Genomic DNA, 24,815 nt, shown 5'->3' with positions numbered 1-24,815 from the left:
ACTATTAAACTTGAATTACCCCCAAATTAAATTGTTTTTCGATAGGGGAATGATTAGCTGCTTCGATTCCCATAGATATCCAAGTTCTGGTTTCTAATGGGTCAATAATAGCATCTGTCCACAAGCGAGCTGCTGCATAATATGGGGAAACTTGCTCATCGTAACGGTTTTTGATTTTAGAAAAAAGTTCTGCTTCTTGGGCCTCATCAACAATTTCGCCTTTACTTTTTAATGAAGAGGCTTCAATTTGTGCTAGTACTTTTGCCGCTTGTGTGCCACCCATAACCGCTAGTTCAGCACTTGGCCAAGCAAATATTAGTCGAGGATCAAACGCTTTACCACACATAGCATAATTCCCCGCTCCATAAGAGTTTCCAACTATAACAGTGAATTTGGGTACTACTGAATTAGAAACAGCATTCACCATTTTAGCGCCATCTTTTATAATTCCGCCATGTTCAGATTTTGAACCAACCATAAAACCGGTTACATCTTGTACAAATACCAATGGAATTTTCTTTTGGTTGCAATTGGCAATAAATCGAGTGGCTTTATCTGCTGAATCCGAATAAATAACACCTCCAAATTGCATTTCGCCTTTGGTTGTTTTAACTACTTTTCTTTGATTAGCGACAATTCCAACAGCCCAGCCGTCAATTCTGGCATAACCTGTAATAAGTGTTTGCCCATATCCATCTTTATAGGCTTCAAATTCAGAATTATCAACCAATCGACTGATAATTTCCATCATGTCATATTGTTCGTTTCTTGCTTTTGGTAAAATTCCGTAGATTTCTTTTTCGTCTTGAGCTGGTTTCTCTGATTTGACGCGATTGAAACCCGCTTTGTTAAAATCACCAATTTTATCGACTATATTTTTTATTTTGTCTAAAGCATCTTTGTCGTCTTTTGCTTTATAATCAGTAACACCCGAAATCTCACAATGTGTTGTTGCTCCGCCCAAAGTTTCATTATCAATAGTTTCTCCAATTGCAGCTTTTACCAAATAACTTCCAGCTAAGAATATACTTCCGGTTTTATCGACGATTAAAGCTTCGTCACTCATAATGGGAAGGTAAGCTCCGCCAGCAACACAACTTCCCATAACGGCTGCTATTTGAGTAATTCCCATACTGCTCATAATAGCATTGTTTCTAAAGATGCGTCCAAAATGTTCTTTGTCAGGGAAAATTTCATCTTGCAAAGGCAAATAAACTCCTGCACTATCAACCAAATAGATAATGGGTAAACGATTTTCTATAGCAATTTCCTGTGCTCTTAAGTTTTTCTTAGCAGTAATAGGAAACCATGCACCGGCTTTTACAGTAGCGTCATTGGCGACAACAATACATTGTTTTCCTTTTATATATCCTATTTTTACGATTACACCTCCAGATGGACATCCGCCGTGTTCCGCATACATTTTTTTACCAACAAAGGCTCCGATTTCAATTGACTTTGCGTTCTCATCTAGGAGGTAGTCAATACGTTCCCGAGCAGTCATTTTTCCTTCGGAATGAAGTTTTTCAATCCGCTTTTCTCCACCACCAAGTTTGACTTTAGCAAATTTTTGTCTGAGCTCAGACAGTAAAAGTTTATTGTGATCTTCGTTTTTATTGAAGTTTAAATCCATAAGTAAAAAATATGTTTTTTGTATTGCTTGCTAATTTACGAAAACGATTGAAATTATTCGTTTTTTATATTTAATTTTAAATTTTTAGCAATTTAATGTTCTTTAAAATCATATAAAAATAAAAACCTCGTATTTTTCTAGAAAACGAGGTTTTGTGATAAACATCAATTCGATTTTGAAATGTTGACTTAATTATACATTTTCGTATAATATTCATCTACCATTCTGGCAGAATCAAAAAATGGAACAATTTGTGTCATGCTAGTTTCTACTAAATCCCACCATCCATCTGGATTATCGTAATATAAAGGGAGTATTTCTTGTTCGAGCATTTGGTACAAATTATCCAAATCCATTTGATCTTGCTGGTAAATAGGTAAATTATGATCCACTATTGGTAATACAAATGAATTTTTAGTTTTATTTAATTCTTTGAATTCACGTACCCATCCGTCATTGGTTGAAAAATTGATGGAACCATTCATGGCAGCAGTTACTCCTGATGTACCAGAAGCTTCTCTTGTAACTCTTGGATTGTTTAACCAAATATCGGACCCTTTTTTTAACTGACGCGATAATTTTAATTCATGTCCAATAAGTACTGCCATATTCTTGAAATCTTTGCTGATGTGTGATAGATTATCAAAATTATGTATAGCTCCATAGTCTGTTGGATAAGGTTTACCGGCAAATATAATTTGAATTGGTCTTTTAGTATCTGTCATTAAACTTTTGAATTTTTCATAATTTCGAGTAATCAAATCGGGTCTTTTATAATCTGCAAATCGTCGTGCCCAAACAATAGTCAAAATGTTTGGATCAAATATTTTTCCTGTTTGATCGGCAACTACTTCAAATAATTTGGTTTTTAGTCTTTGTTTGCGATTGATTAATTCTTCTCGGTCATTAGTTGCATGAGCATCATCCAGCCAAGGATCTACCCAATATTTTTTGTTTTGTGCATTGGTAATATGTGTTATCGGGCAAATACCAGTGGCATCTTTCCACATGTCCCGAGATACTTCTCCATGTAGTTTTGAAACACCATTTGCTTTATGACTTAATCGCAATGCAACTAGTGAATGGTTGAAAGTATTGTCATGAATTCCTGTTATTTCTCGAACTTTCTCTAACGGTATCCCATCGAAAAAGCTTAGTTTTTCCAGTAAATAAATATCATGCTTTTCGTTACCAGCTTCTTCGGGGGTGTGAGTAGTGAAAACTATTTTTTCTCTTATTTTCTCAACGTCCTTGTATTTGTTGTATAAGTGAAAAACTGATGAAACAGCATGGGCTTCGTTTAAATGATAAATTTCAGGTTCATAATTCAAAGCGTCTAATAATTTAGCTCCACCTAATCCCAAAACCATTGTTTGTGCTATTTTGGCACTTGGATCGGAATCGTATAATCTAAAAGTAGTTGATTTTGCCAGATAATCGTTTTCAGGAACATCAGTGGAAAGAAAAAACATAGGTACTGTTCCAAATATTTCCGGTTTCAAGAAATAGGCTTTAATCCAAACATCATGATTATCAATTTTTATAGTAAACCTGATATTGGTGTCCTCCAGAAAGCTATAGTTTTTCTCTCTAAAAAGCGCTCCCATCGAAAGATCTTCTTTTAGATATTGATCATAATATCCTTTTTTCCATAAAATTCCGATCCCAATTAAATTTTGTTTCAAATCAAAGGCACTTCGCATGTGTGAGCCTGCAAGAAAACCCAATCCTCCGGAATAGATTTTTAGAGATTGATCGATAGCAAATTCCATTGAGAAATAAACAGCCGATTTTTGATATTTTTTATTAAAAGTGTAAGGATGTTGGTATTGTTCAGGTAAATTCTTGCTCATCTTTTGTGGGTCTTGAATATTGTTACTTAACAAATTTAGAAAAAAAGCTTTTAAAAGGGAGATTTTTAATGTTATAAATAAGCTTGTAAAGTATTATTTATCAGTTTTTTACACTACATCGTTTTAGCATTGATTTTATGTTTTGTTTCTTTAAATTAAAGTGATAATTATATAAACTTTAAATAAAAAGCTATAAAATTTTATTTTTTTGGAGAGATATATTTGTTAACGAATTTAGATCGTTAGATATATGAAACTATTTATGAAGTTGCCCTTTTTTTTTCTATTGTTTTCTTTTACAGCAAATGCTCAAATTCAGGCCTTGAATGATAATAAAACGAAACCAAAAAATATGACTCAACGCTGGGAATTAGATACAACAGCCGTTAGAGGTACATTTTTGTTAACACCATATAAACCTATTTATATCTTATTAGGCAAGTATTCTAGCAATCCCAATGATCAGCCTCATTCTGAAAATAATGCCCCTGAATATATTGTTCCAGAAGGTTTACCTTATGATAACATAGAACTAAAGTTTCAATTGAGTTTTAAAACCAAAGTATTGCAAAGTTTTTTATGGGGAAGCGCTGATTTATGGGTTGCTTACACTCAGAAATCATTTTGGCAGGTTTATAATCATGATCTTTCGCGACCTTTTAGAGAGATAAATTATGAACCTGAGGTTATATTAAATTTTCCCGTAAAATTTAAAATTTTGGGATTTAATACACGAATGGTCGGAATAGCATTTAACCATCAATCTAACGGAAAAAGTGACCCTTTTTCAAGAAGTTTGAATAGATTTATTCTTCATGCAGGATTAGAGCGTAAAAATTGGACTGTTTATTTACGTTCATGGTACGGTCTGTCTGATAATGATGGTGATAATCCAGATATTTCAGATTATACAGGACGAGCTGATTTGAATGTTATTTATGCGAAAAATGGGCATGTTGTTTCGTTTATTGGAGGTTACAATATGAATTTTAATTCTTCACCAAGAGGTAATGCTGAACTTTCCTGGTCTTATCCAATTAAAAATAATTTGAAAGCCTATTTACAAATTTCTCATGGTTATGGAGAATCTCTAATTGATTATAATCATTTGCAGACTACAGTTGGAGTTGGGATTTCCTTGATTGAGTGGTTGTAGTTTTTTTATAAAAAATAATAAACCCGACAATCTTTAGAAATTGTCGGGTTAGATTACTGTAAACTAAAATCTGTTTTGTAGCTTATTCTTCTTCTTTTTGTCCCATCATCATGAGGTAAGCTTTTAGAAATCCATCAATGTTTCCGTTCATAACACTGTCTACATCACTGGTTTCTTGCCCTGTTCGAACATCTTTGACCAATTTATAAGGCTGCATTACGTAATTGCGTATTTGAGATCCCCATTCAATTTTCATTTTCCCAGCTTCAATATCTGAGCGTTGTTCTTGTTGTTTTTTAAGCTCAATTTCATATAATTGAGAACGTAACATTTGCATGGCACGATTTCTATTATCGTGTTGGGAACGAGTCTCTGAACACTGAATTTGAATTCCAGTTGGCTTGTGAGTCAATTGTACTTTGGTTTCCACTTTATTTACATTTTGACCTCCGGCACCGCTTGAACGAGCCGTTGTGATTTCGATATCGGCTGGGTTGATTTCAATTTCGATAGTATCATCAACTAATGGATATACATAAACAGATACAAATGATGTATGTCTTTTTGCATTACTATCAAAAGGAGAGATTCTTACCAATCGATGTACTCCGTTTTCACCTTTAAGATACCCAAAAGAATAATCACCTTCAATCTCTAGAGTGACAGTTTTTATACCTGCTGCATCACCTTTTTGAAAATTTAGTTCTCGAATTTTATATCCTTCTTTTTCTGCCCACATCATGTACATACGCATAAGCATTTCTGCCCAGTCGCAACTTTCAGTTCCACCGGCTCCAGCAGTAATTTGAAGAACAGCACTCAAACTATCACCTTCTTCCGAAAGCATATTTTTGAATTCTATAGCTTCAATATGAGCTTGAGTTGAATCGTATTGATGATCTAGTTCTTCGGGAGTTAACTCTCCCTCTTTGTAAAAATCATAGGCAAGTTGCAACTCATCTGTCATGTCAACAGCTTTGTTGTAATCTTCAATCCATTTCTTTTTACCTCTGAGATTTTTTACAATGATTTCGGCATCTTTTGCATTATTCCAAAAGTCGGGAGCAAAAGTTTTTTCTTCTTCGTTGGCTATTTCGATAAGTTTGGCATCAACGTCAAAGATACCTCCTCAACGCACCAAGGCGCTCCACAATACCTTTTATTTGTTCGGTAGTTGTCATAAATTTATAGTAATTTTGCGTGAAATTTTATTAGAATCGTGTATTTTAGCCCTGATAGTAGTGGAAATCCTTTTTTATTTTTCCTTTAAAAATAAAAAAGATTGTAACGGATAGCAGGATTAGCTTCTAATAATAATTTTACAATTTTTGAGTTACAAAAATAGGATATAGTTTTTATATTATGGAAATAAATTTGATTAGCGATACGATTACCAAACCATCGGTTGAGATGTTGCAATACATGTTTAATGCTCAAGTGGGAGATGATGTATATAAACAAGATCCAACGGTTATTGCTCTTGAAGCGAGATTGGCAGGGATGTTTGGTATGGAAGCGGGACTTTTTTTTCCGTCGGGAACTATGGCAAATCAAACGGCGATTAAATTGCATACACAGCCAGGTGAACAATTAATTGCTGATAAATATGCCCATGTGTATCATTATGAAGGTGGTGGAGTTTCGTTTAACAGTGGAGTTTCCTGCTGTTTGCTAGACGGAGACAGAGGAATGATTACTGCAGAACAAGTGGCAGGTGCTATAAATGATCCTGAATTTTATCACAGCCCGTTGACGAGTTTGGTTTGTATAGAAAATACAACAAATAAGGGTGGCGGGGCTTGTTATGAGTTGGAAGAGTTAAAGAAAATTAAAGCGGTTTGTGTTGCTAATAATTTAAAGTTTCACTTAGACGGTGCGCGAATCTGGAACGCAGTTGTTGCAAAAAAACAGCACCCAAGAGAATTTGGAGCTTTGTTTGATACAATTTCAGTTTGTTTGTCCAAAGGTTTAGGAGCCCCAATTGGTTCAGTACTTTTGGCTGATAAAGCAACCATTCATAGAGCTTTGCGAATTAGAAAAATTTTAGGAGGGGGAATGCGTCAAGTTGGATATCTCGCCGCGGCAGGAAATTTTGCTTTGGATAATAATATTGCAAAATTAGTCGATGACCATAGAAGAGCCAGAGAGATTGCCGAAGTATTACTAAGATTACCCTGGATTGGGAAAATTGAACCTGTGGAAACTAATATTTTGATCTTTTCGTTACGAGATGGGATAAGTGAAAAATTGCTTATCGAGAAGTTGAAAGAGAAAAATATTTTGATAAGTTCTTTAGGACATGGAAAGCTTAGAATAGTTACCCATCTTGATTATAAAGAAGTGATGCATACCTATGTTTTGGACACGTTGAAGAAAATCTTTTTTTAGATTATAAAGAGTTTTGAAACACGAATTTCACTAATTATCATAAATTCATTGTGCTAATTAGTGAAATTCGTGTTCGTTGTTTTATTTAAACATATCTTCCATTCCAGGAATCATAGGCATGTCCATTTTGGTTACAGCATCCAATTCAGTTTGGTTTACGTTTGATGCTTTTTCGATTGCTTTATTTAAAACTAAAATCAAGTAATCTTCCAATTGTTCTTTGTCTTCCAATAAAGAATCATCAATCGTGATTGATTTAATTTTGGTATTGGCAGTCAAAGTAACTTTGAGTAAGTTATCATTACTTTGTTCGTCAATTAGTACAGTGTCTAAACGTTTTTTAGTATCTTCGATTTTTTGTTGGGTTTCTCTAAGTTTACCCATCATTCCCATTAAATCCATTTTGGTGATTTTTAAATTATTGAAAAGCAAAATTACGGATTTTGATATTTACTTGTGTTAAATAAGATAAAAATCGAAATCGTTTTAAAATTGCTTTATGTTATTTTTGCACTTTTAAATACTAAATCAACTCGCAAACAATGCCTGAAAACAATATAGCTCCAGTAGCAAAAATAATTCCTAAGAAATTAAAAAAATTTAATGAGGTCAGAATCGATAATTATTTTTGGTTAAACGATCGGGAAAACCCAGAGGTTATTGATTATTTGAATCAGGAAAATGCCTATTATCAGGAAAAAACGGCGCATACTAAAGATTTTCAAGCTACTCTTTTTGAAGAAATGAAAAGCAGAATAAAGGAAGATGATCAATCGGTTCCTTATTTGTACAATGGGTATTATTATGTCACACGTTTTGAAAAAGGACAGGATTACCCAATCTATTCCCGAAAAAAAGGCAGCCTTTCGGCAAATGAAGAAATTCTGTTCAATTGCAACGAAATGGCAAAGGATAAACCTTATTTTCAATTGGGAGCTTTGAGTATCAGTCCTGATAATAAATTGGCTCTTTTTAGTTATGATATTGTTGGAAGACGCATTTATACCATTCAAATAAAAAATCTGGAAACCAACGAGATTTTAGAGGATAAAATAGAAAACGTTACAGGAAGTGCTGTTTGGGCCAATGACAATAAAACCATTTTTTATTCGGATCAGGATGATGTAACCCTTCGTTCAGATAAAATTTTTAAACACAAATTAGGTTCAAAACAAACTGAGGATGTATTGGTTTATTTTGAAAAAGATGAAACGTTTAATGTTGAAATTGCAAAATCTAAGTCTCGAAAATATCTGGCAATTGAATCAGGAAGTACTTTGACAACCGAATATCAAATCCTTGATGCAGATACTCCAGATGGTGAATTTAAAATTTTTCAGAAGCGAGTAAGAGGATTGGAATACAGTATTAATCATTATGGGGATAGTTTTTACATCTTAACTAATAAAGATAAAGCTGAGAATTTTAAACTAATGAAAACGGCTGTTAATAAAACTTCAAAAGCCAATTGGAAAGAAGTTATTGCACACAGAGAAGACGTTTTATTAGAAGATATCGAGATATTTAAAAACTTCTTGGTTTTAGAAGAGCGTGAAAATGGTTTGAATAAAATCCGAATTATGCCTTGGAATGGGGAAGGGGAGTATTATCTTCCTTTTGAAAGTGAAACTTATACCGCTTACGCATCGGGAAATGTTGATTTTGATACAGATGTGCTTCGTTACGGATATCAGTCTATGACGACTCCAAAATCGGTCATTGATTTCAATATGATAACTAAAACTAAAGAGATTTTAAAAGAACAAGAAGTTCTCGGTGGTAAGTTTAATAAAGAAAATTACATAGAAGAACGAGTTTGGGCTACAGTTGGAGATGGTGTGAAAGTACCTATTTCAATGGTGTATAAGAAAGGATTGGAGAGAGATGGGAATAATCCTTTGCTTCAATATGCTTATGGCTCGTACGGACATTCTATGGATGCAACTTTTTCTTCGACAGTTTTGACACTTTTGGACAGAGGTTTTATTTTTGCAATTGCACACATTCGTGGCGGTGAAGATTTGGGAAGACAATGGTACGAGAATGGAAAACTATTAAATAAGAAAAATACATTTACTGATTTTATTGATTGTTCCAAATTTTTAATCGCTGAAAAATATACTTCTCCGCAGCATTTATATGCTGAAGGCGGTTCTGCTGGAGGTTTATTGATGGGAGTAGTTGTTAATATGGCACCTGAATTGTATAATGGTGTTATTGCCCAAGTAGCTTTCGTGGATGTTATAACCACTATGTTGGACGATAGTATTCCATTAACTACTGGCGAATATGACGAATGGGGTAATCCTAACGTTCGAAAATATTTTGATTACATGTTGTCTTATTCTCCGTATGATAATGTATTACCGCAAACATATCCAAATATGTATGTGTCTACAGGTTTACATGATTCACAAGTACAATACTGGGAGCCAGCTAAATGGGTAGCTAAGTTGCGTGCTCTAAAAACAGATGATAATTTGCTTTTTTTGGATACTAATATGGATGCAGGCCATGGTGGAGCATCTGGTCGCTTTGAAGCACTCAAAGAATTGGCAAAAGAGTACAGTTTTTTATTAGATTTAGAGAAAATTGAAAAGTAATTAGATTTTTTTTGTTAGATTTGCATCATATCGGGGTCTATTAAAAAAATGCTCTCAGATAAACTATTTTTTTATGAAAGAAGAAATAAATGCTTATAATAATATTTTAGAATTAATAGGTAATACTCCACTTGTTAAGCTAAATAGTGTAACCGAGAATTTAAAAGGCAATTTCTATGCAAAAGTAGAATCTTTTAATCCGGGACATTCTTCCAAAGATAGAATTGCTTTGTACATTATTGAAGAAGCAGAAAAAAGAGGAATTTTATCTCCAGGTGATACAATTATCGAAACGACTTCTGGTAATACCGGATTTAGTTTAGCGATGGTAAGTATCATAAAAGGGTACAATTGTATTCTTGCAGTGAGTTCAAAATCTTCAAAAGACAAGATTGATATGTTGAGGAGCTTGGGCGCGAAAGTTTATGTTTGTCCTGCTCACGTTTCTGCAGATGATGATCGCTCTTATTACAATGTAGCAAAACGACTGCATGAAGAAACAAAAGGATCAATATATATCAACCAATATTTTAATCAATTAAATATTGATGCTCATTATAAGTCTACAGGTCCAGAAATTTGGAAACAAACGAATGGAAAAATAACACATCTTGTTGCTTGTAGCGGAACTGGAGGAACAATCTCTGGAACGGCAAAATTTCTAAAAGAACAAAACCCTAATGTTAGAGTTCTTGGGGTTGATGCTTTTGGATCGGTTTTGAAAAAGTACCACGAAACCAAAGAGTTTGATAATGATGAAATTTATCCTTATAGAATAGAAGGGTTAGGTAAAAATTTAATTCCATCGGCTACTGATTTTGATATAATAGATAAGTTTATCAAAGTATCTGATGAGGAAAGTGCTCACTCAGCAAGAGAGATTACCAGAAAAGAAGGTTTGTTTGTTGGTTATACTTCGGGTGCAGTAATGCAAGCGATTAAACAATATGCAGAAGAAGGTGAATTTGATGAAAATAGTAATGTAGTTGCTATTTTTCCCGATCATGGTTCTCGTTATATGAGTAAAGTGTTTAGTGATGACTGGATGAATGATCAAGGATTTTTTGACAGTATTAATGAAGAAGAAGCGCAGAAAATAGAATTTATAAAATAAAATATTTACTGCTTAATTATATAAAAGTTCTAGATGTAAATCTGGGACTTTTTTTATGTTTAAGATAAATGAAGTAATTAATTAAATTGGTTTTGGTTTGATGATGTTACTTTGTTTTGGATGTAAATATGGTTTTGTTTTGATTTTTAACAGTGATATGGTTAAAACGGTGTGAATTTTAAAATGAAATAATGAAATAATAGTGTTTAATTGAATATAATTCATCGGTAGTTGTTAGCTTTTTAGTTGATTAAACGACTATTTTTACAGTTCATCGGAATATTTAGGTTATTGTTATGATGTAGTTATAAATTTGATATATAAATGATTTCCAGATTATTTATACTGTAAATTTAAAACCTACAGCTTATGAAAAAAATTATACTCCTTACAGTAATGTTGGTATTTTCTTTTCAAGTTAATGCTCAAACAGCAATTCAAGAATTTAATTTTAATGGTACTCTTAGTAATACAGCAAATGATATCTCATTTTCTGGCGTTGCTAAATTTGTGAAGGACAGGACAGGTATAGCTAATAATGCTATACGTGTTACTAATACTATTTTAGAAGCAACTATTGTTAATTTGCCAGTTTCTAATTCTCAGCGTACAGTTTCTATTTGGGTTAAATATAATGATGTTGCAACAGCTAATTATATTTGGGGCTACGGGTCTTTGACTAATGCACAATATTTTGGTCTGTTACAGCAAAGTACAACTACTTCAAAATCTGATTTAAATCTAGCTTGTTGGGGGCCGAGTAATGATGTAATTGTTACCACTACAATTGCTTCTGGTACTTGGTATAATTATGTGGTAACTTATGATGGATTGACTTCTAAAATTTACAGAAATGGTGAATTGATTAAATCTTCTATAAGCTCAAGAAAATTAACTTCAGCAGTGGTTTTTGGAATAGGAAAAATAGGATCAACAGTTAGTATAAATGCAGATTTAGATGATCTGAAAATTTATAATGTTGCTTTATCTGCCGATGAAATTGCTACTTTGTATAATAATAGTTCAATATTATCTCCAAATGATGCTATTGCTTCTGTATCAAATTCTTCAAAAGTAATTGTGAAAAAAGTTGCAAAAACAAATTCGACAGCAAAAAGCAATGTTGTATTATCGACACCTGTAGAAACAATAAATTCTAGAATATCTGAAATTTATTCCACTCAAGGATTGAAAGTATTTACTGGTGATAAAAATGAAATTGATATTAGAACATTGCCAGAAGGAACTTATTTGCTAAAAGTTACTAATTTGGAAGGTGCTAAGGCTAAAAGTCTAACATCTAATTAGTAATTGTAGGTAGAAGAGAAATAATTTGATGATTTGAAAAAACGAAAAAGCTCTAGATTCCTAGAGCTTTTTTTACTTTATGATTTTGAGTATTATTCTTCCATGGTATGATATACGTTCATGACGTCATCATCTTCTTCCATTTTTTCAATTAATTTTTCAACATCTGCCATTTCAGCTTCAGTTAATTTTTTTGTTATTTGAGGAATTCTTTCAAAACCAGAAGATAATATTTCTAAACTTCTGCTTTCTAATTCTTTTTGGATAGTTCCAAAACTCCCAAACGGAGCATAAATTAAGATACCATCTTCATCTTCAAAAACTTCTTCAGCACCAAAATCGATTAGTTCCAATTCTAATTCTTCAGGATCAATACCTTCTTTAGGAATTCTGAAATTACAAGTGTGATCAAACATAAATTCTACAGAACCTTGAGTCCCTAGAGTCCCATTACATTTGTTGAAATAGCTTCTAACGTTTGCTACGGTTCTGTTATTGTTGTCTGTAGCTGTTTCAATCAAAAGCGCAATACCATGTGGAGCATATCCTTCAAATAATACTTCTTTATAGTTAGCAGTGTCTTTATCGGTTGCTTTTTTGATAGCTCGTTCAACATTGTCTTTTGGCATGTTGGCGGCTTTAGCATTTTGAATAACAGCTCTTAATCTTGAATTGGCTTCAGGATTTGGACCTCCTTCTTTTACTGCCATTACAATATCTTTACCAATTCTGGTAAAGGCTTTGGCCATTGCAGACCAACGTTTCATTTTTCTACCTTTTCGGAATTCAAATGCTCTTCCCATTTATTATTTTATTTTGAAATACAAAAATACAGCTATTCCTTATTTTACCAAAAACTATGGAAAATCTTTTTTGTATAATTTGTTAATTAGTTTTTCTTAATACTTTATAGTCAGATATAATTGATATTGCCTCATTAAGATAATGATTAGATTTTAAATTTTCGAGTTGTATTTTATTATATTCAACAAGCGAAGGTTTAACCATTAGTAATGTTTGGTTATATTCTGAATTAGATATGTTTAAATTAAGCTTATTTGTGTCAAAATTATTGATTTCATCTGATAAGTTATTAATACTGTTTAGGTTTTGGCAGATAGCATCTAAGGTCATTGGTATCTCTAACTTTGATTTTTTTAATATAGAGTCAATATTTGCGTTAAGAGTAATAACGGAATTGAAATAGGTATCTTTTGCAACTCTGTCTTTACTTTTTTGAGCAAGTGATTCAATTAATTCATTACTAACATAAGGAGTAAAACGAATTCTTGATTTTAAGTTGTCATTTTTTAAAGCGGTTGGAAATCCACTCTCTTTTTGAAAAACATCTTGATAAATAGTAGGAATAGGTACATCTGGAATAACACCAATGGCTTGGTGACTTTTTCCAGTTATTCTGTAAAATTTGCTGATGGTTAGTTTTACAAAATGCTGTTCATCATTTTCTTCTAATGGCTGAATTGTTTGCATTGTCGCTTTACCTAAAGAGGTGCTTCCTATTAAAACTGCTCTATTATAATCTTGCATAATATCGGCGAAAAATTCGCTTGCTGAAGCTGAGTTTCCATTGATAATAATAATAACGGGACCTTTGTAAATAACACCTTTATAAGGGTCATTTATTACAGATAATTTCTTTTTGTTATCTACAACTATTGAAATAGGTCCACGATCAATAAATAGGCCTGCTAGTTTTACAGCTTCCTCCATAGATCCGCCACCATTATCAGTCAAATCAAGAACTAAGCCTTGGATGTCATCTTGTATTAGTTTTACTGTTTCTTTAGCAACATCTTGAGCGCATCCTTTATTGTTTCCTCCTTCAAAATTGGAATAGAAACTTGGTATTTTTATATAGCCTACTTTGATGTCTTTATCAACTATAAAACTATACACAGTATTTTCTTCATCTTTTAAAATTTGTTTTTCAATAGTTATTTTGAAGCTTTTGCCAGAACTATGTTTAAGCGTTAATGTAATATTTTTGTTTAATTCTGATGTCATCATTGTGGCTATCGATTCTAAAGATGAACAGGAAACCTCTAGTGTTTCTTTTTGATTAGATATAGCTAATATTTGATCTCCTTTTTTGATTTTAGCAGTTTTAAAGGCAGGACCATTAGGGTTAATTTCAGTTACAATTATTTCGTTTTTATCATTTAAGCTAACTTCCAATCCAAGCGAAAGTTTTTCCTTTGATAAAGTCGAAACAAAACTTGATTTAGTATCGTTGCTAAAATAATTGGTATGAGGGTCAAAATAGCCACAAAAAATATTGTAAAAATTGTCTTCAAAAGGTTTTTCGTCAGTAAGTGATGCGTTGATTTTACAAAGTTCGTTTTCAATGATACTCTTTTGATATTTATGACTCATTGAATTAAAATTAACTTTTAAGGAGTCAATATTTTTGCTTTTTTCAGCGATATCAATAAATACTTCGTATCTGATTTTTTTATTCCAGGCCTTTTCAACTTCGTTTGCTTTTAAATAGAAATTAAAATTCCGCTGTTTAAATCGGATAGTGTCTTTTGTATTGAAATCAATCGATTGATTATTTAGTTTTTCAAGAATGGTTTTATTTCTTAAAAGTGATTTTATGTATACTGTTTTTATATCATCAAGAAAAGAACAATCTTTTTTTAAAATGAGATCATCCAATTGAAGGCGGTATTTGCTTGTAAGTGAATCAGCCTGAGATTTTAAAAAAATGTTTCTGGAAGGGTCTAAATCATTTAGTAATTCATCAAAAACATAAGCCGATAAACTATCGTTTACCGGCTTTGGATTATAATGTTCGTTTTGAAGTAATTTGTTTATTTTGAGTAAAATATCACATTTTGCATCGCTATTTTGTGCCAATACAGAAAATGTAGAAAAGAGTAATACAAATGTAATTTTTTTCATAAACTGTTTATTTTTTATAAAATGGAAGTTTTACTACTTTAGCAGGAACATCATTTTTTCTAATTCGGATAAAAATATCACTGTCTACAGCGCTATTTGGAGTAGTAACATAGCCTAGTCCAATTCCAATATTCATTGAAGGTGACATAGTTCCAGATGTTACAATTCCAATTACGGCTCCTGAAGCATCAACAATTTCATAATCATGTCTAGGTACGGAACGTTCTTGCATTTCAAAAGCAACTAATTTTTTGGTAACACCAGTTTCTTTTTGCGCTTTAAGGTTTTCTGAATTTGTAAATTCTTTTGTGAATTTAGTAATCCATCCTAAACCAGCTTCTAATGGAGAAGTTGTGTCATTAATGTCGTTTCCATATAAACAGAATCCCATTTCTAAACGCAAAGTATCTCTCGCAGCTAAACCAATTGGTTTAATTCCGTAAGAAGCACCAGCTTCAAAAACTTTGTTCCAAATCGCTTCAGCATCCGAATTCTTGCAGTAAATTTCAAATCCTCCAGAACCAGTATATCCAGTTGCAGAAATAATTACATCTGATAAACCAGCAAAATCAGCCACTTCAAAATGGTAATATGCAATTGCACCTAAGTCAATAGAAGACAAAGATTGCATTGCTTCAACGGCTTTTGGTCCTTGAATTGCCAATAAAGAATACTCATCCGAAAGGTTACTCATTTCAACTCCTAAATCATTATGAGATGAAATCCAATTCCAATCTTTCTCAATATTCGAAGCATTTACTACAAGTAAATATTTCTCTTCTTCCATTTTATAGATAATCAAATCATCTACAATTCCACCCTCATTATTCGGTAGACAAGAATATTGGGCCCTTCCAATTGTTAGTGTTGATGCATCATTCGAAGTTACTTTTTGAATCAAAGCCAATGCATTTGGTCCCGAAAGAATAAACTCTCCCATATGTGATACATCAAAAACACCTACTGCATTTCGAACCGTTTCGTGTTCTGCATTCACCCCTTCATAAAGAATTGGCATATTGTATCCAGCAAACGGTAGCATTTTCGCTCCCAAACCCTCGTGTATGTGCGTTAAAGCAGTATTTTTCATTGTTTTTTTATATAAAAATTAAAGTGCTAATTTATAGCTTTTATTTTGCTTGGCAAAGACTATAAATGTTGAAAATAATATAAAATAAAAGCTTTTATTTCTTGTTTATTTGATTATTTGTCAATTTTAGGGTATAACCCCATGTTTGAAAATTGTACTCGTTCTTCCTTTAGACTTTTAACTGAATGCCATTATGTAGGGTCTTGTAGTTTGGATTGGTGAAATAAAATTAAAGTAAAGTTTTTTGTGTTTGTGTTTTTGTGTAACTATTTTAAAATCAAAAGCATAAAATTATTTATATCTAGTAATTATTTATACAATAAATAATTAAATATGATTTGTTTATGGAAACGGGTTTAAGCTTTATAGTTTTAACTTTTACTTTCGATAATATCTTCTATAATATTAAAATGGTGTTGAGTATGTAATTTTATAAAACGAATTGTGGCTTTTAGTTTTAAATGCCCCATAAAAGGATGTTCAAAATAAGAATTGGGATTCAAAGTGCTTAATTCTTCTAAGTTATGTTTGCTCTTTTTAATATGTTCTTTTAATGAATCCAGAGTGAAGTCTTCTTTAGGCTGAACGATTTTTGGAGCTCTAATTTTTCCTCTTGGAATTTTATTCATTACAAATACTAGAATTCGGTTGAAATTGAAAGTTCTTTTGTAATTTTTTGGATTTGATTTTTTTATTGATGTAATAGTTAAGTTCATTACTAATAGTGCGTGTTCAATATGCCAGCCTACAGATGATTTTGAAATCATTGGATTAAGTGCCTCCATATTTTGAATTTTGTTTTCTAATTCAATTATTAGCGATTTTAGTTCTTCCATAATAGGGGATTTATCCAGTGTATTTCTGGATGATTTTAGAAAGTTTAATTGTATTGAATTTGTATGTTATTTTTTAGAAAATAAATTTTGAACAACCCATGCTGGACCAATCATCAAAAATTGAATATCTTTTAAGAATGATGGTTTTTTACCTTCTATGTTATGACCATAAAATTGGCCAATCCAAGCCAAAACAAACACACCTATAGAAAAAGCCCAAAGCGGTACAAGCAGCCCAATGTAATAGTTAAAGGCTAAGCATAAAACTGAAAAAATAGCAATTTTTATAGCCATAGCAACTGATAATCGAATGTAGAAAAGTAATACAAATATCAAAACTATAGCAGCCCAGTTTTCTATAATAGGTTGATTTAAATGAAATAGATTATTTAAAAAATCACTAGGAATACTCATCAACAATCCTACAATAGAAAAGAAAATGGCAGGAACACAAATATAATGTATCGCTTTGTTTCTTGGGTTTTGATGACTTACGGCATATTCTTCAAACCATTGATCTAGTGTTTTCATAATTTAGATGTTTTTTTGTTCTAATTTATAAAATAGTATGTCATAGAGAGCTGTTTAGTATACTTTTTTTTCAAGAAAAATAAATTCTAATGGTTCTTGAGTTAAAATAGCATCGGTGCCATTAAGAGGAAATGGCTCTCGATCTCCTGTATCTATAAAACCATGACGATTATACCAAGCTATTAATTCTTCTCTAATCGAAATAACTGTCATTACAATTTTAGGTAAGCTTAATTTTAAAGCATACTCTTCTGCTTGTTGCAATAATTTTTTTCCAATGCCACTATTTTGTAATTCGGGTGAAACGGTGAGCATTCCGAGATAGAGTTTGTTACCTTTATTTACAAGTAATACACAACCAATAATTTGATTGTTATCTGTAAATTTTAGAATAGTATTTTCTTTATTATTAATTATTTCAGATAGTTCATCTATAGTAATTCTTTCACCTTGTAATAAATTGGCTTCTGTGGTCCATCCTAGTTTAGAGGTCTCTCCACGATAGGCAGAATTAATTAATTTTTCTAAGGCAATAACATCTTCTAGAGTTGCTGTTGTAATCATGTGGGTTTGTTTAAAAATGGGTAATTTGAATGTTTAATTTTTGACATACAAAGATAAAAAAAACTACAGCAAAATTATCTTTGTTGTAGTTCTTAAAAGGGATACGTCATTGCGAGGAATGAAGCAATCACATCTGGCATATTCTCAGTCGTTGATCATTTTATTGAGTTTGCTTCGTTCCTCGCAATGACATTGATTGAAGAGTTGTGTGAATTTTATTTATCTTCTTATTTTAAATTTCAATTTTAGTTCCCATGATTTTTAGAAATTCTCTAATGAAACTTGGGTGAGCTGGCCATGCAGGCGAGGTTACCAAGTTTCCATCTACAAAAGCACCATCTACAGGAATAGATTGGAATTCACCTCCAGCCAACGTTACTTCTGGACCGACAGCAGGATAAGCAGTAAGTTTTCTGCCTTTTACCACATTAGCAGCAGTTAAAATCTGAATACCGTGACAAATTGCGGCTACTGGTTTATTGGTTGCAAAAAAATGTTGAGTGATTTCGATTATCTTTTCGTGTAATCGTAAGTATTCAGGTGCTCTTCCTCCTGCTATTACTAATCCATCATAATCATTCACTTTTACGTCATCAAAACTATAATTTAATGCAAAGTTATGTCCTGGTTTTTCGGAATAGGTTTGATCTCCTTCAAAATCATGAATTGCAGTTTTTATTGTGTCTCCTTTTTTCTTGTTTGGACAAACGGTATGAACGGTATAACCAATCATTTCCAGCATTTGGAATGGAACCATAGTTTCATAATCTTCGGTGAAATCACCTGTTAGGAATAATACTTTTTTCATTTCTTCAAAATTTAAAATTTGTTATGAGTTTTAAAAAATTATTAAAATCAAGATTTTTCTTTTTATAAAGTTAATAAAAAAGTGTTTAATATTTTGATTTTTAGAACTGTAACTTATTTTTGTTCAGTAGTATTGTATAAAAGAACTAACAATTTTTAAATGAGTTTTTTAACCATTAAGAAATTAAGACACATTAAGCTTAACTTTTCTAAATTTCTTAATGGTGGAATATAAATATTTTGAATTGTATGATATTAATTTTGATATTTAACTGAAATTTAAAAAAAAAGCTACAATGTAAAACAGAATTTACTTTGTAGCTTTTGATATTATTTTGAAAAATGATTAACTAATCTTCTTCAATTTCGAATTCGGCGTCTTTTTCCCAAATTTCCATTTCGCAAGGTTTGCAATTGAATTTTAGTTTGTATTCCAATTCTCCTTGTTTTAGAACTAATGGTTCTTTGAGTTTTTCTCCCATAATATCTTTTTGATGTATTGGGCATTTTTTCAATTCGTATTTAATGCAATATTTAGTAGTCATCACACGTGATTTCCCAGGATCCCATTGCAATTCGAAAGCTTGTTCAATTTCAGTAACGCCGTGACGTTCGTAGAATTGACGTGCTTTTTTGTTGGAAACATTGTACATGAAATCCAATTTTGCTTCTGGATAAGGATGTGATGTTTTTACCAATTGATGTTCTTCACGTTTGTAATTTGCTAAACGAATTTCAGATAATTGTTCGTAAACAGTTCTTCTCATTTCATTGATTTTTGAAATAGGTAAGAACCAATTTTGAGTGAATAGAATGTCAATTTCATCAGCAGTATAAGGTGTAAAACCTGTTTTTGCCAATTGTGTTTTGATGTTATCTTCTATTGAAAGATTGTTTTTGGTTTGTTCTTTTGCATGATCTAATTGAACAGTACTTACATAACCATCTTCATCAGTTGCTATTAATTCAAAACCATTTTGATTTTCAGTTAACAATAAAGAAGTTCCTATTTTACGAACAGCACTGTCTTCTCTTTCTACAATTTTGATGAAAGCGGCATCATTATTTCTGTAAATAAATGTACCATCTTTAATTTCTTTCAGCACATTTGGATAAGCTAAACCATTTTCGGCTTTGTTTACGTAAATCCCTTCGGCTTCATTGTTTTCGTTGATGAAACAAAGTCCATCACCATTATTTAGTAATTCTCCATTTTCAATTTGGTAAGCGCCTCCAATAGTTTTAAGTAATTTACCAATGTATTGCCCTTTTGATTTTGGACTTTCCCAAGAACCGATTGACTGCTCTCTTCCATTAACGAAATAATCGGTGTAACCTCGGTTGAAACTTTTATCTAAAGCAGAATCAAAAAGAAAAGTACATTTCCCAGAAGAGGCTTTGGTGTATTTATCGCTTCCTTCAAGAAAAGAATCTAGTTTTTGTCTTAAATAAGAAACGTTATTTTTTACATAAACGATATCTTTCAAACGACCTTCAATCTTAAACGAAATAACTCCAACTTCTACTAAATTTGGAATTTGATCCGAAACATCAAAATCTTTGATAGAAAGCAAATGACTGTTTTTGATTAAAGTTTCGCCATGACCATCGATTAAGTTATAAGGTAAACGACAGTTTTGTGCGCAAGAACCTCTATTTGCAGAACGTTCTCCATTGGCAACACTCATATAACAGTTTCCACTGAAAGAAACACACAAAGCACCAGTTACAAAGAATTCTAGTTCTACATCCGAAGCGTCACTAATTTGTTTGATTTGGTGAAGGTTTAATTCACGTGCCAAAACCACACGTTTCATTCCAGCATCTTTCAAGAATTTAATTTTATCAGCATCTCTGTTGTTCGCTTGTGTACTAGCGTGCAAAACGATAGGAGGTAAGTCCATTTCCATAATTGCCATGTCTTGTATAATAAGGGCATCTACACCAACATCATACAATTTCCAAATCATTTGACGACAAGATTCTAGTTCGTTATCGTACAAAATGGTATTGATTACTACAAAAACCTGAGCATGGAATAAATGCGCATATTGAACCAGAGCAGCTACGTCTTCAATGGAATTGGTTGCATTGGAACGCGCTCCGTATAATGGTGCACCAATATATACAGCATCGGCACCACTGTTGATGGCTGCCATTCCTCCCATTAAATCTTTTGCAGGAGCAAGTATTTCTATTTTCTTCTTCATCAGTTGATGATCAATTTATAATTTTAAAAGCGTGCAAAGGTCTTATAAATATTCCAAGATTTCTAACTCAAAAGGATTTTTTTTGAATTGTAAGGTGGAAAGTTGTGTTTTTTGCTTAGCAAAGAGCTAATGGCTTTATAAAATTAACTATCAGAACTTTATTTGTTTTTAAGTCTTACGCTATGAATCATAAAAAAATCCGCCATAATAGACGGATTTTATTTATTTTAAAAGATATATTTAATCGAAATAGGGACTATCCAGTGCGTAGTTAAATGTTCCATTGGTAACTTTAAATTCACCATCTTTTCCAAATTTAGAATATGTGAATGAAAAAGTACCTTTGATTCTTTTAGTAGTTAGATTAAATTCCGTAACGGTTATTGTACCCGAAGTAATTGTAGCACTGTCATCAGTATTTAAAAGTAAATCTCCCTGTGATTCAGCAACAGTTGATAGATCTTGTCTTTCATATAAATTATAAGTCCCAGGAGCCCATTGTTTATTAGGAATATGCAAGTTTATTTCTATTAAAGTGTCAAGATTGTCAGTTGTATCTCCTTGTATCCATAAATATCTTGGAGCACCTGGTTCAGCGCCATTATTTTCAACTTTAACATCATCTCCAATTACAGCATATAAATAAGGTCTCATAATATCATATTGTACATTATCGATGTTTGCAGTCATTAATGCGGGTGTATTATCTGTATTTGTATCTGCTGTTGTTATTGTTTTTTGGCTTCCGTAGGACGTTCCTTTGCTGTTTGTAGCATATGCTCTTACATAATAAGTGGTTTTTGGACTTAACCCCGTCATTGTAGAAACGAAGGATCCAACGTTAGTGTTATCATTAGTTTTGGAATTTGCAATTGTTGGGTTGGCCGTTGTATTCCAAACGATACCACTTGCTGTGATAGGAGATCCACCATCAGATGTTATTGTACCACCTAATTTTGGGTTTGCTGTAAGTGGATCTGTAAATGAAGTTTTAGTAATTACAATTGGTAGTTCAATGGTTGTTGTAGGATCGGTTATAGGATCAATTGCTTCATTAATTGGTTCATTGTCGCTAGTGCAAGAAATTAGTAAAAACAATGACAAAGACATTGTCAATAAAAAGGAAATTTTAAGATTTTTCATGTAAATTTTTCGCGAATATATTAATTATTTTTTTCGTTGACAATTTATTATTAGATAAAATAGTACAAATAAATTAAAGAAAAAAAGGGTGATTTACATGATTAAAGATCTGAAACGCTTTCAAATTTGAGTTTCATAATTTTGTATCTTTAATAGAAAATACTGAATCATGGATAGTCCTGTAACTATTGATAGAAGTGAAATTTTAAAACGATATAAGCCTATTGTCAGTAATACCCACAAAGGACTGCAGGGACACGCATTGATTATTGGCGGCAGTTATGGAAAGATAGGTGCGATATGCCTGTCGAGTAAAGCTGCTCTCAAAACGGGTTGCGGACTAGTTACTGCTTTTGTTCCACAATGTGGTTATGAAATTGTTCAAATCGCCAATCCTGAAGTAATGGTAATGACAGATGATCATGAAAAGTACCTTTCGGATATTCATTTTGATTTGGAGCCTAATGCTATAGGAATTGGTACTGGAATTGGACAAAAAATGCCAACTCAAAAAGCATTTCACGATTTTTTGTCGAATACAAGTATTCCACTGGTTATTGATGCTGATGCGTTGAATATTTTGGCACAAAATCCTTCATGGATTGCATTGGTTTCTCCGAGAACTATTTTAACTCCGCATCCTAAAGAACTGGAAAGATTGATTGGAAAATGGAATTCAAAAGAAGATAAGTTTCAAAAGGCTATTGTTTTTTCGTTACTAAATCAAGTAATTATTGTCATGAAAGGTGCACCAACTTATATCATTGACGGTGAAACCATTTATCTAAATACTACAGGAAATGCTGCTCTGGCTACAGCAGGAAGTGGTGATGTTTTGACGGGAATGATTACCAGTCTTTTGGCACAATCTTATAAACCTTGCGATGCTGCGATATTAGGTGTTTATTTACACGGTTTAACTGCTGATATTGCTTTACCCGAAACTGGACATCAGTCTTTTATTGCTTCCGATAGTATTGCTCATATTGGTAAGGCATATTTAAGTTTGGAAAAATAATTTCTATAAATGTAATGATTATAAGAAAGAGACAAGATAATTCTTGTCTCTTTCATTTTTAAAATACTATCTAATAGGTATATGCCACAGCTTCTAGTTTGGTATCCGTTTGGTTTGTAATTACTACAAACGGAAAGCTTTGTTCAGCAGCTTGTTTTTTTATTCTGGTTGTAGCTTCTGTAATCCAATCTGATTTTGTTTGCCCTTTTGGTTTGTGTATTGTGGTTTTTAAGTCGACTCCTTGATGTAAACCGCTTGTTTGATTATTTTCTAGTAATAGAACGTTTTTATATCCTGATTTTCCAGAAACATCTATTTTGTGATTATCAATAAGTACGCTGTTTGTTTTTTTATCAATTACTTTATCAATTGCAAAAAGGCTTATTTCATTTACTGTACTGAATCCAGGAAGCAAATAAAAAACAGTATTGTTTTTGGTGGTAACATAATTTACTTCTAGTTTTTCTCCATTTTGTTTTATAATAATATGAGAATCAGCAAAAATAACAGAAGTAAATAAAGCTAGTACAAATGTGAATATAGTTTTCATATATATGTTTGAATTTAAATTTAAGTGTATAAAAATTTCCAAAATCTAATTGGTTTTGGAAGTTGGTTTTAAGCAAATAAATGAAATTCAGGAGGCGGATTTGTTAGATCCAAAAAAACAGATTGTGATATAGTGACCACTTTACTAAAGTGTAGTGAAGGCGCAGTTACATCTTGAAAGAGGATACTAAATGAAGGTAGAAAATCATATACAATTTCAAATTTTTTCTCATCGACTTCCGATTTGCCTTCAGGCAGTGCTTCTTTTTTATCAGCAATGTTTTTTTCGGTAGATGCTTTTATAATATTTGAAACAGAAGCAGTAACCCAAGAAAGAGTTAGTAGTAAGCAAAGGGAATAAATTACTATTTTATGCGCTATCTTCATACTTGTAAATATATATTGAAAAGCATAGATAGCCAAGGGATTTAACAGAGTTTTGACTATTACAGCTTGGGTTTTTATCATTTCTTCAAATAAATATCTCAAGGTTTGGATTTAAAAGGAAGTTTTATCTAAAATTTTAAAAAATGGCTTGACTTGTTTGTTGATGTTTTATATTTGCTGTGTTAATAGTATTTGATGGAAATTAGAACAAATAAATATTTGGTAAGAAGGTTGTTTTTGGCGGTAGTAGTAGTAGTAGTTTTTATGCTGTATGCTTGTAACAAGAAAGAAAACGGTTCAATTAGAAAATTTTATAAGGCTTCAAAAGGTGATGATACCGCTTTTCTATCACTGGTATTTACCAAAACTACTTTTTATGGAGAATATGAAATTCGATATGGTCTTTTGGGAAAAGATTCAGGAGCTGTTCGTGGGAATCGTCATGGAGATACATTAAGAGGTGACTTTTGTTATAGGTCTTATGGTGGTGATATAAAAAGAGTTCCTTTTGTTTTATTAGAAAGCAATCAAAATTTAAAAGAGGGAACTGGATTAATTTCGACTTATATGACTATACCTTTCTATTTAAAAGAGACATTAGAATTTAAAGAATCCAATTTTTTATTTAAACCAATAGAAAAAAGTCAATATGGAAAATAAATGCTAATTTCTAAATAGGATTACTAATTAAAAAACTCCT

22 protein-coding genes are annotated in these 24,815 nt (G+C 32.1%); 7 read left to right on the top strand and 15 right to left on the bottom strand.

Going from position 1 to position 24,815, the window contains the following annotated elements:
* Positions 1–4 precede the first annotated feature (4 nt).
* Both CLU82_RS00465 and glgP read right to left on the bottom strand, forming a co-directional pair.
* A complete protein-coding gene (locus CLU82_RS00465; protein ID WP_100841235.1) occupies positions 5–1,633 on the bottom strand; it encodes an acyl-CoA carboxylase subunit beta in 1,629 nt (542 codons plus the stop codon).
* Positions 1,634–1,821: 188 nt separating this feature from the next.
* Entirely contained in the window at positions 1,822–3,486 is a 1,665-nt protein-coding gene (gene glgP / locus CLU82_RS00460; protein WP_100841234.1) for an alpha-glucan family phosphorylase, read from the bottom strand.
* 250 nt (positions 3,487–3,736) lie between these two features.
* On the opposite strand from glgP, the gene CLU82_RS00455 reads away from it, so the two are divergent.
* Complete coding sequence (locus tag CLU82_RS00455) at positions 3,737–4,642, top strand: phospholipase A (RefSeq protein WP_100841233.1); 906 nt, start codon at positions 3,737–3,739, stop codon at positions 4,640–4,642.
* 82 nt (positions 4,643–4,724) lie between these two features.
* On the opposite strand, the gene prfB is transcribed toward CLU82_RS00455, so the two are convergent.
* Positions 4,725–5,823, bottom strand: a protein-coding gene (prfB, locus tag CLU82_RS00450) for a peptide chain release factor 2 (RefSeq protein ID WP_157813285.1) whose coding sequence is annotated in 2 segments (ribosomal slippage) — positions 4,725–5,759 and positions 5,761–5,823 — 1,098 coding nt in all. Because the reading frame shifts where the segments join, the coding sequence is not laid out codon by codon here.
* Positions 5,824–6,004: 181 nt separating this feature from the next.
* Between prfB and CLU82_RS00445 the strand changes: the two genes are divergently transcribed.
* Positions 6,005–7,030, top strand: a complete 1,026-nt coding sequence (locus CLU82_RS00445; RefSeq protein WP_100841231.1) for a low specificity L-threonine aldolase — start codon at positions 6,005–6,007, stop codon at positions 7,028–7,030.
* Between the two features lie 81 nt (positions 7,031–7,111).
* Here the strand turns inward: CLU82_RS00445 and CLU82_RS00440 are convergent, their stop codons facing one another.
* A complete protein-coding gene (locus tag CLU82_RS00440) occupies positions 7,112–7,432 on the bottom strand; it encodes a YbaB/EbfC family nucleoid-associated protein (RefSeq protein WP_100841230.1) in 321 nt (106 codons plus the stop codon).
* 140 nt (positions 7,433–7,572) lie between these two features.
* Between CLU82_RS00440 and CLU82_RS00435 the strand changes: the two genes are divergently transcribed.
* The 3 genes from CLU82_RS00435 to CLU82_RS00425 all read left to right on the top strand — a co-directional run bounded on the left by CLU82_RS00435 (position 7,573) and on the right by CLU82_RS00425 (position 12,055).
* On the top strand, positions 7,573–9,633 hold the full coding sequence (locus CLU82_RS00435; protein ID WP_100841229.1) for a S9 family peptidase: 2,061 nt from the start codon (positions 7,573–7,575) through the stop codon (positions 9,631–9,633).
* A 73-nt stretch (positions 9,634–9,706) separates the two neighbouring features.
* On the top strand, positions 9,707–10,747 hold the full coding sequence (locus tag CLU82_RS00430; protein ID WP_100841228.1) for a PLP-dependent cysteine synthase family protein: 1,041 nt from the start codon (positions 9,707–9,709) through the stop codon (positions 10,745–10,747).
* A gap of 369 nt (positions 10,748–11,116) precedes the next feature.
* Positions 11,117–12,055 (top strand): LamG domain-containing protein, encoded by a 939-nt coding sequence (locus CLU82_RS00425; RefSeq protein ID WP_100841227.1) that lies wholly within the window; start codon positions 11,117–11,119, stop codon positions 12,053–12,055.
* A gap of 92 nt (positions 12,056–12,147) precedes the next feature.
* Here CLU82_RS00425 and CLU82_RS00420 read toward each other — a convergent pair whose 3' ends face one another.
* From CLU82_RS00420 to CLU82_RS00380, 9 genes are all read right to left on the bottom strand, one after another.
* On the bottom strand, positions 12,148–12,858 hold the full coding sequence (locus tag CLU82_RS00420; protein ID WP_100841226.1) for a YebC/PmpR family DNA-binding transcriptional regulator: 711 nt from the start codon (positions 12,856–12,858) through the stop codon (positions 12,148–12,150).
* A gap of 82 nt (positions 12,859–12,940) precedes the next feature.
* Positions 12,941–14,980, bottom strand: a complete 2,040-nt coding sequence (locus CLU82_RS00415; RefSeq protein WP_100841225.1) for a S41 family peptidase — start codon at positions 14,978–14,980, stop codon at positions 12,941–12,943.
* A gap of 7 nt (positions 14,981–14,987) precedes the next feature.
* Positions 14,988–16,070 carry a glycine cleavage system aminomethyltransferase GcvT gene (gcvT, locus tag CLU82_RS00410; protein WP_100841224.1) on the bottom strand — a complete coding sequence of 361 codons (1,083 nt, stop codon included), beginning with the start codon at positions 16,068–16,070 and terminating at the stop codon, positions 14,988–14,990.
* Positions 16,071–16,441: 371 nt separating this feature from the next.
* Positions 16,442–16,906 carry a DUF1569 domain-containing protein gene (locus CLU82_RS00405; RefSeq protein ID WP_100841223.1) on the bottom strand — a complete coding sequence of 155 codons (465 nt, stop codon included), beginning with the start codon at positions 16,904–16,906 and terminating at the stop codon, positions 16,442–16,444.
* Between the two features lie 66 nt (positions 16,907–16,972).
* Positions 16,973–17,437 (bottom strand): DUF962 domain-containing protein, encoded by a 465-nt coding sequence (locus CLU82_RS00400; protein WP_100841222.1) that lies wholly within the window; start codon positions 17,435–17,437, stop codon positions 16,973–16,975.
* Positions 17,438–17,491: 54 nt separating this feature from the next.
* Positions 17,492–18,001: a GNAT family N-acetyltransferase gene (locus CLU82_RS00395; RefSeq protein ID WP_100841221.1), complete on the bottom strand. Its 510-nt coding sequence runs from the start codon at positions 17,999–18,001 to the stop codon at positions 17,492–17,494.
* Between the two features lie 232 nt (positions 18,002–18,233).
* Positions 18,234–18,809, bottom strand: coding sequence for a DJ-1/PfpI family protein (locus CLU82_RS00390; RefSeq protein ID WP_100841220.1), 576 nt, complete (start codon positions 18,807–18,809; stop codon positions 18,234–18,236).
* Positions 18,810–19,158: 349 nt separating this feature from the next.
* Positions 19,159–21,018, bottom strand: coding sequence for a U32 family peptidase (locus tag CLU82_RS00385; protein ID WP_100841219.1), 1,860 nt, complete (start codon positions 21,016–21,018; stop codon positions 19,159–19,161).
* A gap of 240 nt (positions 21,019–21,258) precedes the next feature.
* Complete coding sequence (locus CLU82_RS00380) at positions 21,259–22,161, bottom strand: DUF6252 family protein (protein WP_157813284.1); 903 nt, start codon at positions 22,159–22,161, stop codon at positions 21,259–21,261.
* Between the two features lie 169 nt (positions 22,162–22,330).
* Between CLU82_RS00380 and CLU82_RS00375 the strand changes: the two genes are divergently transcribed.
* A complete protein-coding gene (locus tag CLU82_RS00375; protein ID WP_100841217.1) occupies positions 22,331–23,179 on the top strand; it encodes an NAD(P)H-hydrate dehydratase in 849 nt (282 codons plus the stop codon).
* A gap of 70 nt (positions 23,180–23,249) precedes the next feature.
* On the opposite strand, the gene CLU82_RS00370 is transcribed toward CLU82_RS00375, so the two are convergent.
* Together CLU82_RS00370 and CLU82_RS00365 are read right to left on the bottom strand one after the other, a co-directional pair.
* On the bottom strand, positions 23,250–23,729 hold the full coding sequence (locus CLU82_RS00370; protein WP_100841216.1) for a hypothetical protein: 480 nt from the start codon (positions 23,727–23,729) through the stop codon (positions 23,250–23,252).
* A gap of 68 nt (positions 23,730–23,797) precedes the next feature.
* Positions 23,798–24,115 carry a hypothetical protein gene (locus CLU82_RS00365; protein WP_157813283.1) on the bottom strand — a complete coding sequence of 106 codons (318 nt, stop codon included), beginning with the start codon at positions 24,113–24,115 and terminating at the stop codon, positions 23,798–23,800.
* Between the two features lie 195 nt (positions 24,116–24,310).
* On the opposite strand from CLU82_RS00365, the gene CLU82_RS00360 reads away from it, so the two are divergent.
* Positions 24,311–24,775 carry a hypothetical protein gene (locus CLU82_RS00360; protein WP_100841214.1) on the top strand — a complete coding sequence of 155 codons (465 nt, stop codon included), beginning with the start codon at positions 24,311–24,313 and terminating at the stop codon, positions 24,773–24,775.
* Positions 24,776–24,815: the final 40 nt, after the last annotated feature.

This window comes from Flavobacterium sp. 5, from assembly GCF_002813295.1.
Lineage (GTDB): Bacteria > Bacteroidota > Bacteroidia > Flavobacteriales > Flavobacteriaceae > Flavobacterium.
The sequence above is the reverse complement of the archived record's forward strand: the minus strand, read 5'-3'. Positions and strand labels throughout refer to the sequence as shown.

What these genes read in the sequence shown, in the direction of transcription:
- CLU82_RS00465 (WP_100841235.1), bottom strand. Translation starts at nt 1,633, where the DNA reads ATGGATTTAAACTTCAATAAAAACGAAGATCACAATAAACTTTTACTG.
- glgP (WP_100841234.1), bottom strand. Translation starts at nt 3,486, where the DNA reads ATGAGCAAGAATTTACCTGAACAATACCAACATCCTTACACTTTTAAT.
- CLU82_RS00455 (WP_100841233.1), top strand. Translation starts at nt 3,737, where the DNA reads ATGAAACTATTTATGAAGTTGCCCTTTTTTTTTCTATTGTTTTCTTTT.
- CLU82_RS00445 (WP_100841231.1), top strand. Translation starts at nt 6,005, where the DNA reads ATGGAAATAAATTTGATTAGCGATACGATTACCAAACCATCGGTTGAG.
- CLU82_RS00440 (WP_100841230.1), bottom strand. Translation starts at nt 7,432, where the DNA reads ATGGATTTAATGGGAATGATGGGTAAACTTAGAGAAACCCAACAAAAA.
- CLU82_RS00435 (WP_100841229.1), top strand. Translation starts at nt 7,573, where the DNA reads ATGCCTGAAAACAATATAGCTCCAGTAGCAAAAATAATTCCTAAGAAA.
- CLU82_RS00430 (WP_100841228.1), top strand. Translation starts at nt 9,707, where the DNA reads ATGAAAGAAGAAATAAATGCTTATAATAATATTTTAGAATTAATAGGT.
- CLU82_RS00425 (WP_100841227.1), top strand. Translation starts at nt 11,117, where the DNA reads ATGAAAAAAATTATACTCCTTACAGTAATGTTGGTATTTTCTTTTCAA.
- CLU82_RS00420 (WP_100841226.1), bottom strand. Translation starts at nt 12,858, where the DNA reads ATGGGAAGAGCATTTGAATTCCGAAAAGGTAGAAAAATGAAACGTTGG.
- CLU82_RS00415 (WP_100841225.1), bottom strand. Translation starts at nt 14,980, where the DNA reads ATGAAAAAAATTACATTTGTATTACTCTTTTCTACATTTTCTGTATTG.
- gcvT (WP_100841224.1), bottom strand. Translation starts at nt 16,070, where the DNA reads ATGAAAAATACTGCTTTAACGCACATACACGAGGGTTTGGGAGCGAAA.
- CLU82_RS00405 (WP_100841223.1), bottom strand. Translation starts at nt 16,906, where the DNA reads ATGGAAGAACTAAAATCGCTAATAATTGAATTAGAAAACAAAATTCAA.
- CLU82_RS00400 (WP_100841222.1), bottom strand. Translation starts at nt 17,437, where the DNA reads ATGAAAACACTAGATCAATGGTTTGAAGAATATGCCGTAAGTCATCAA.
- CLU82_RS00395 (WP_100841221.1), bottom strand. Translation starts at nt 18,001, where the DNA reads ATGATTACAACAGCAACTCTAGAAGATGTTATTGCCTTAGAAAAATTA.
- CLU82_RS00390 (WP_100841220.1), bottom strand. Translation starts at nt 18,809, where the DNA reads ATGAAAAAAGTATTATTCCTAACAGGTGATTTCACCGAAGATTATGAA.
- CLU82_RS00385 (WP_100841219.1), bottom strand. Translation starts at nt 21,018, where the DNA reads ATGAAGAAGAAAATAGAAATACTTGCTCCTGCAAAAGATTTAATGGGA.
- CLU82_RS00380 (WP_157813284.1), bottom strand. Translation starts at nt 22,161, where the DNA reads ATGAAAAATCTTAAAATTTCCTTTTTATTGACAATGTCTTTGTCATTG.
- CLU82_RS00375 (WP_100841217.1), top strand. Translation starts at nt 22,331, where the DNA reads ATGGATAGTCCTGTAACTATTGATAGAAGTGAAATTTTAAAACGATAT.
- CLU82_RS00370 (WP_100841216.1), bottom strand. Translation starts at nt 23,729, where the DNA reads ATGAAAACTATATTCACATTTGTACTAGCTTTATTTACTTCTGTTATT.
- CLU82_RS00365 (WP_157813283.1), bottom strand. Translation starts at nt 24,115, where the DNA reads ATGAAGATAGCGCATAAAATAGTAATTTATTCCCTTTGCTTACTACTA.
- CLU82_RS00360 (WP_100841214.1), top strand. Translation starts at nt 24,311, where the DNA reads ATGGAAATTAGAACAAATAAATATTTGGTAAGAAGGTTGTTTTTGGCG.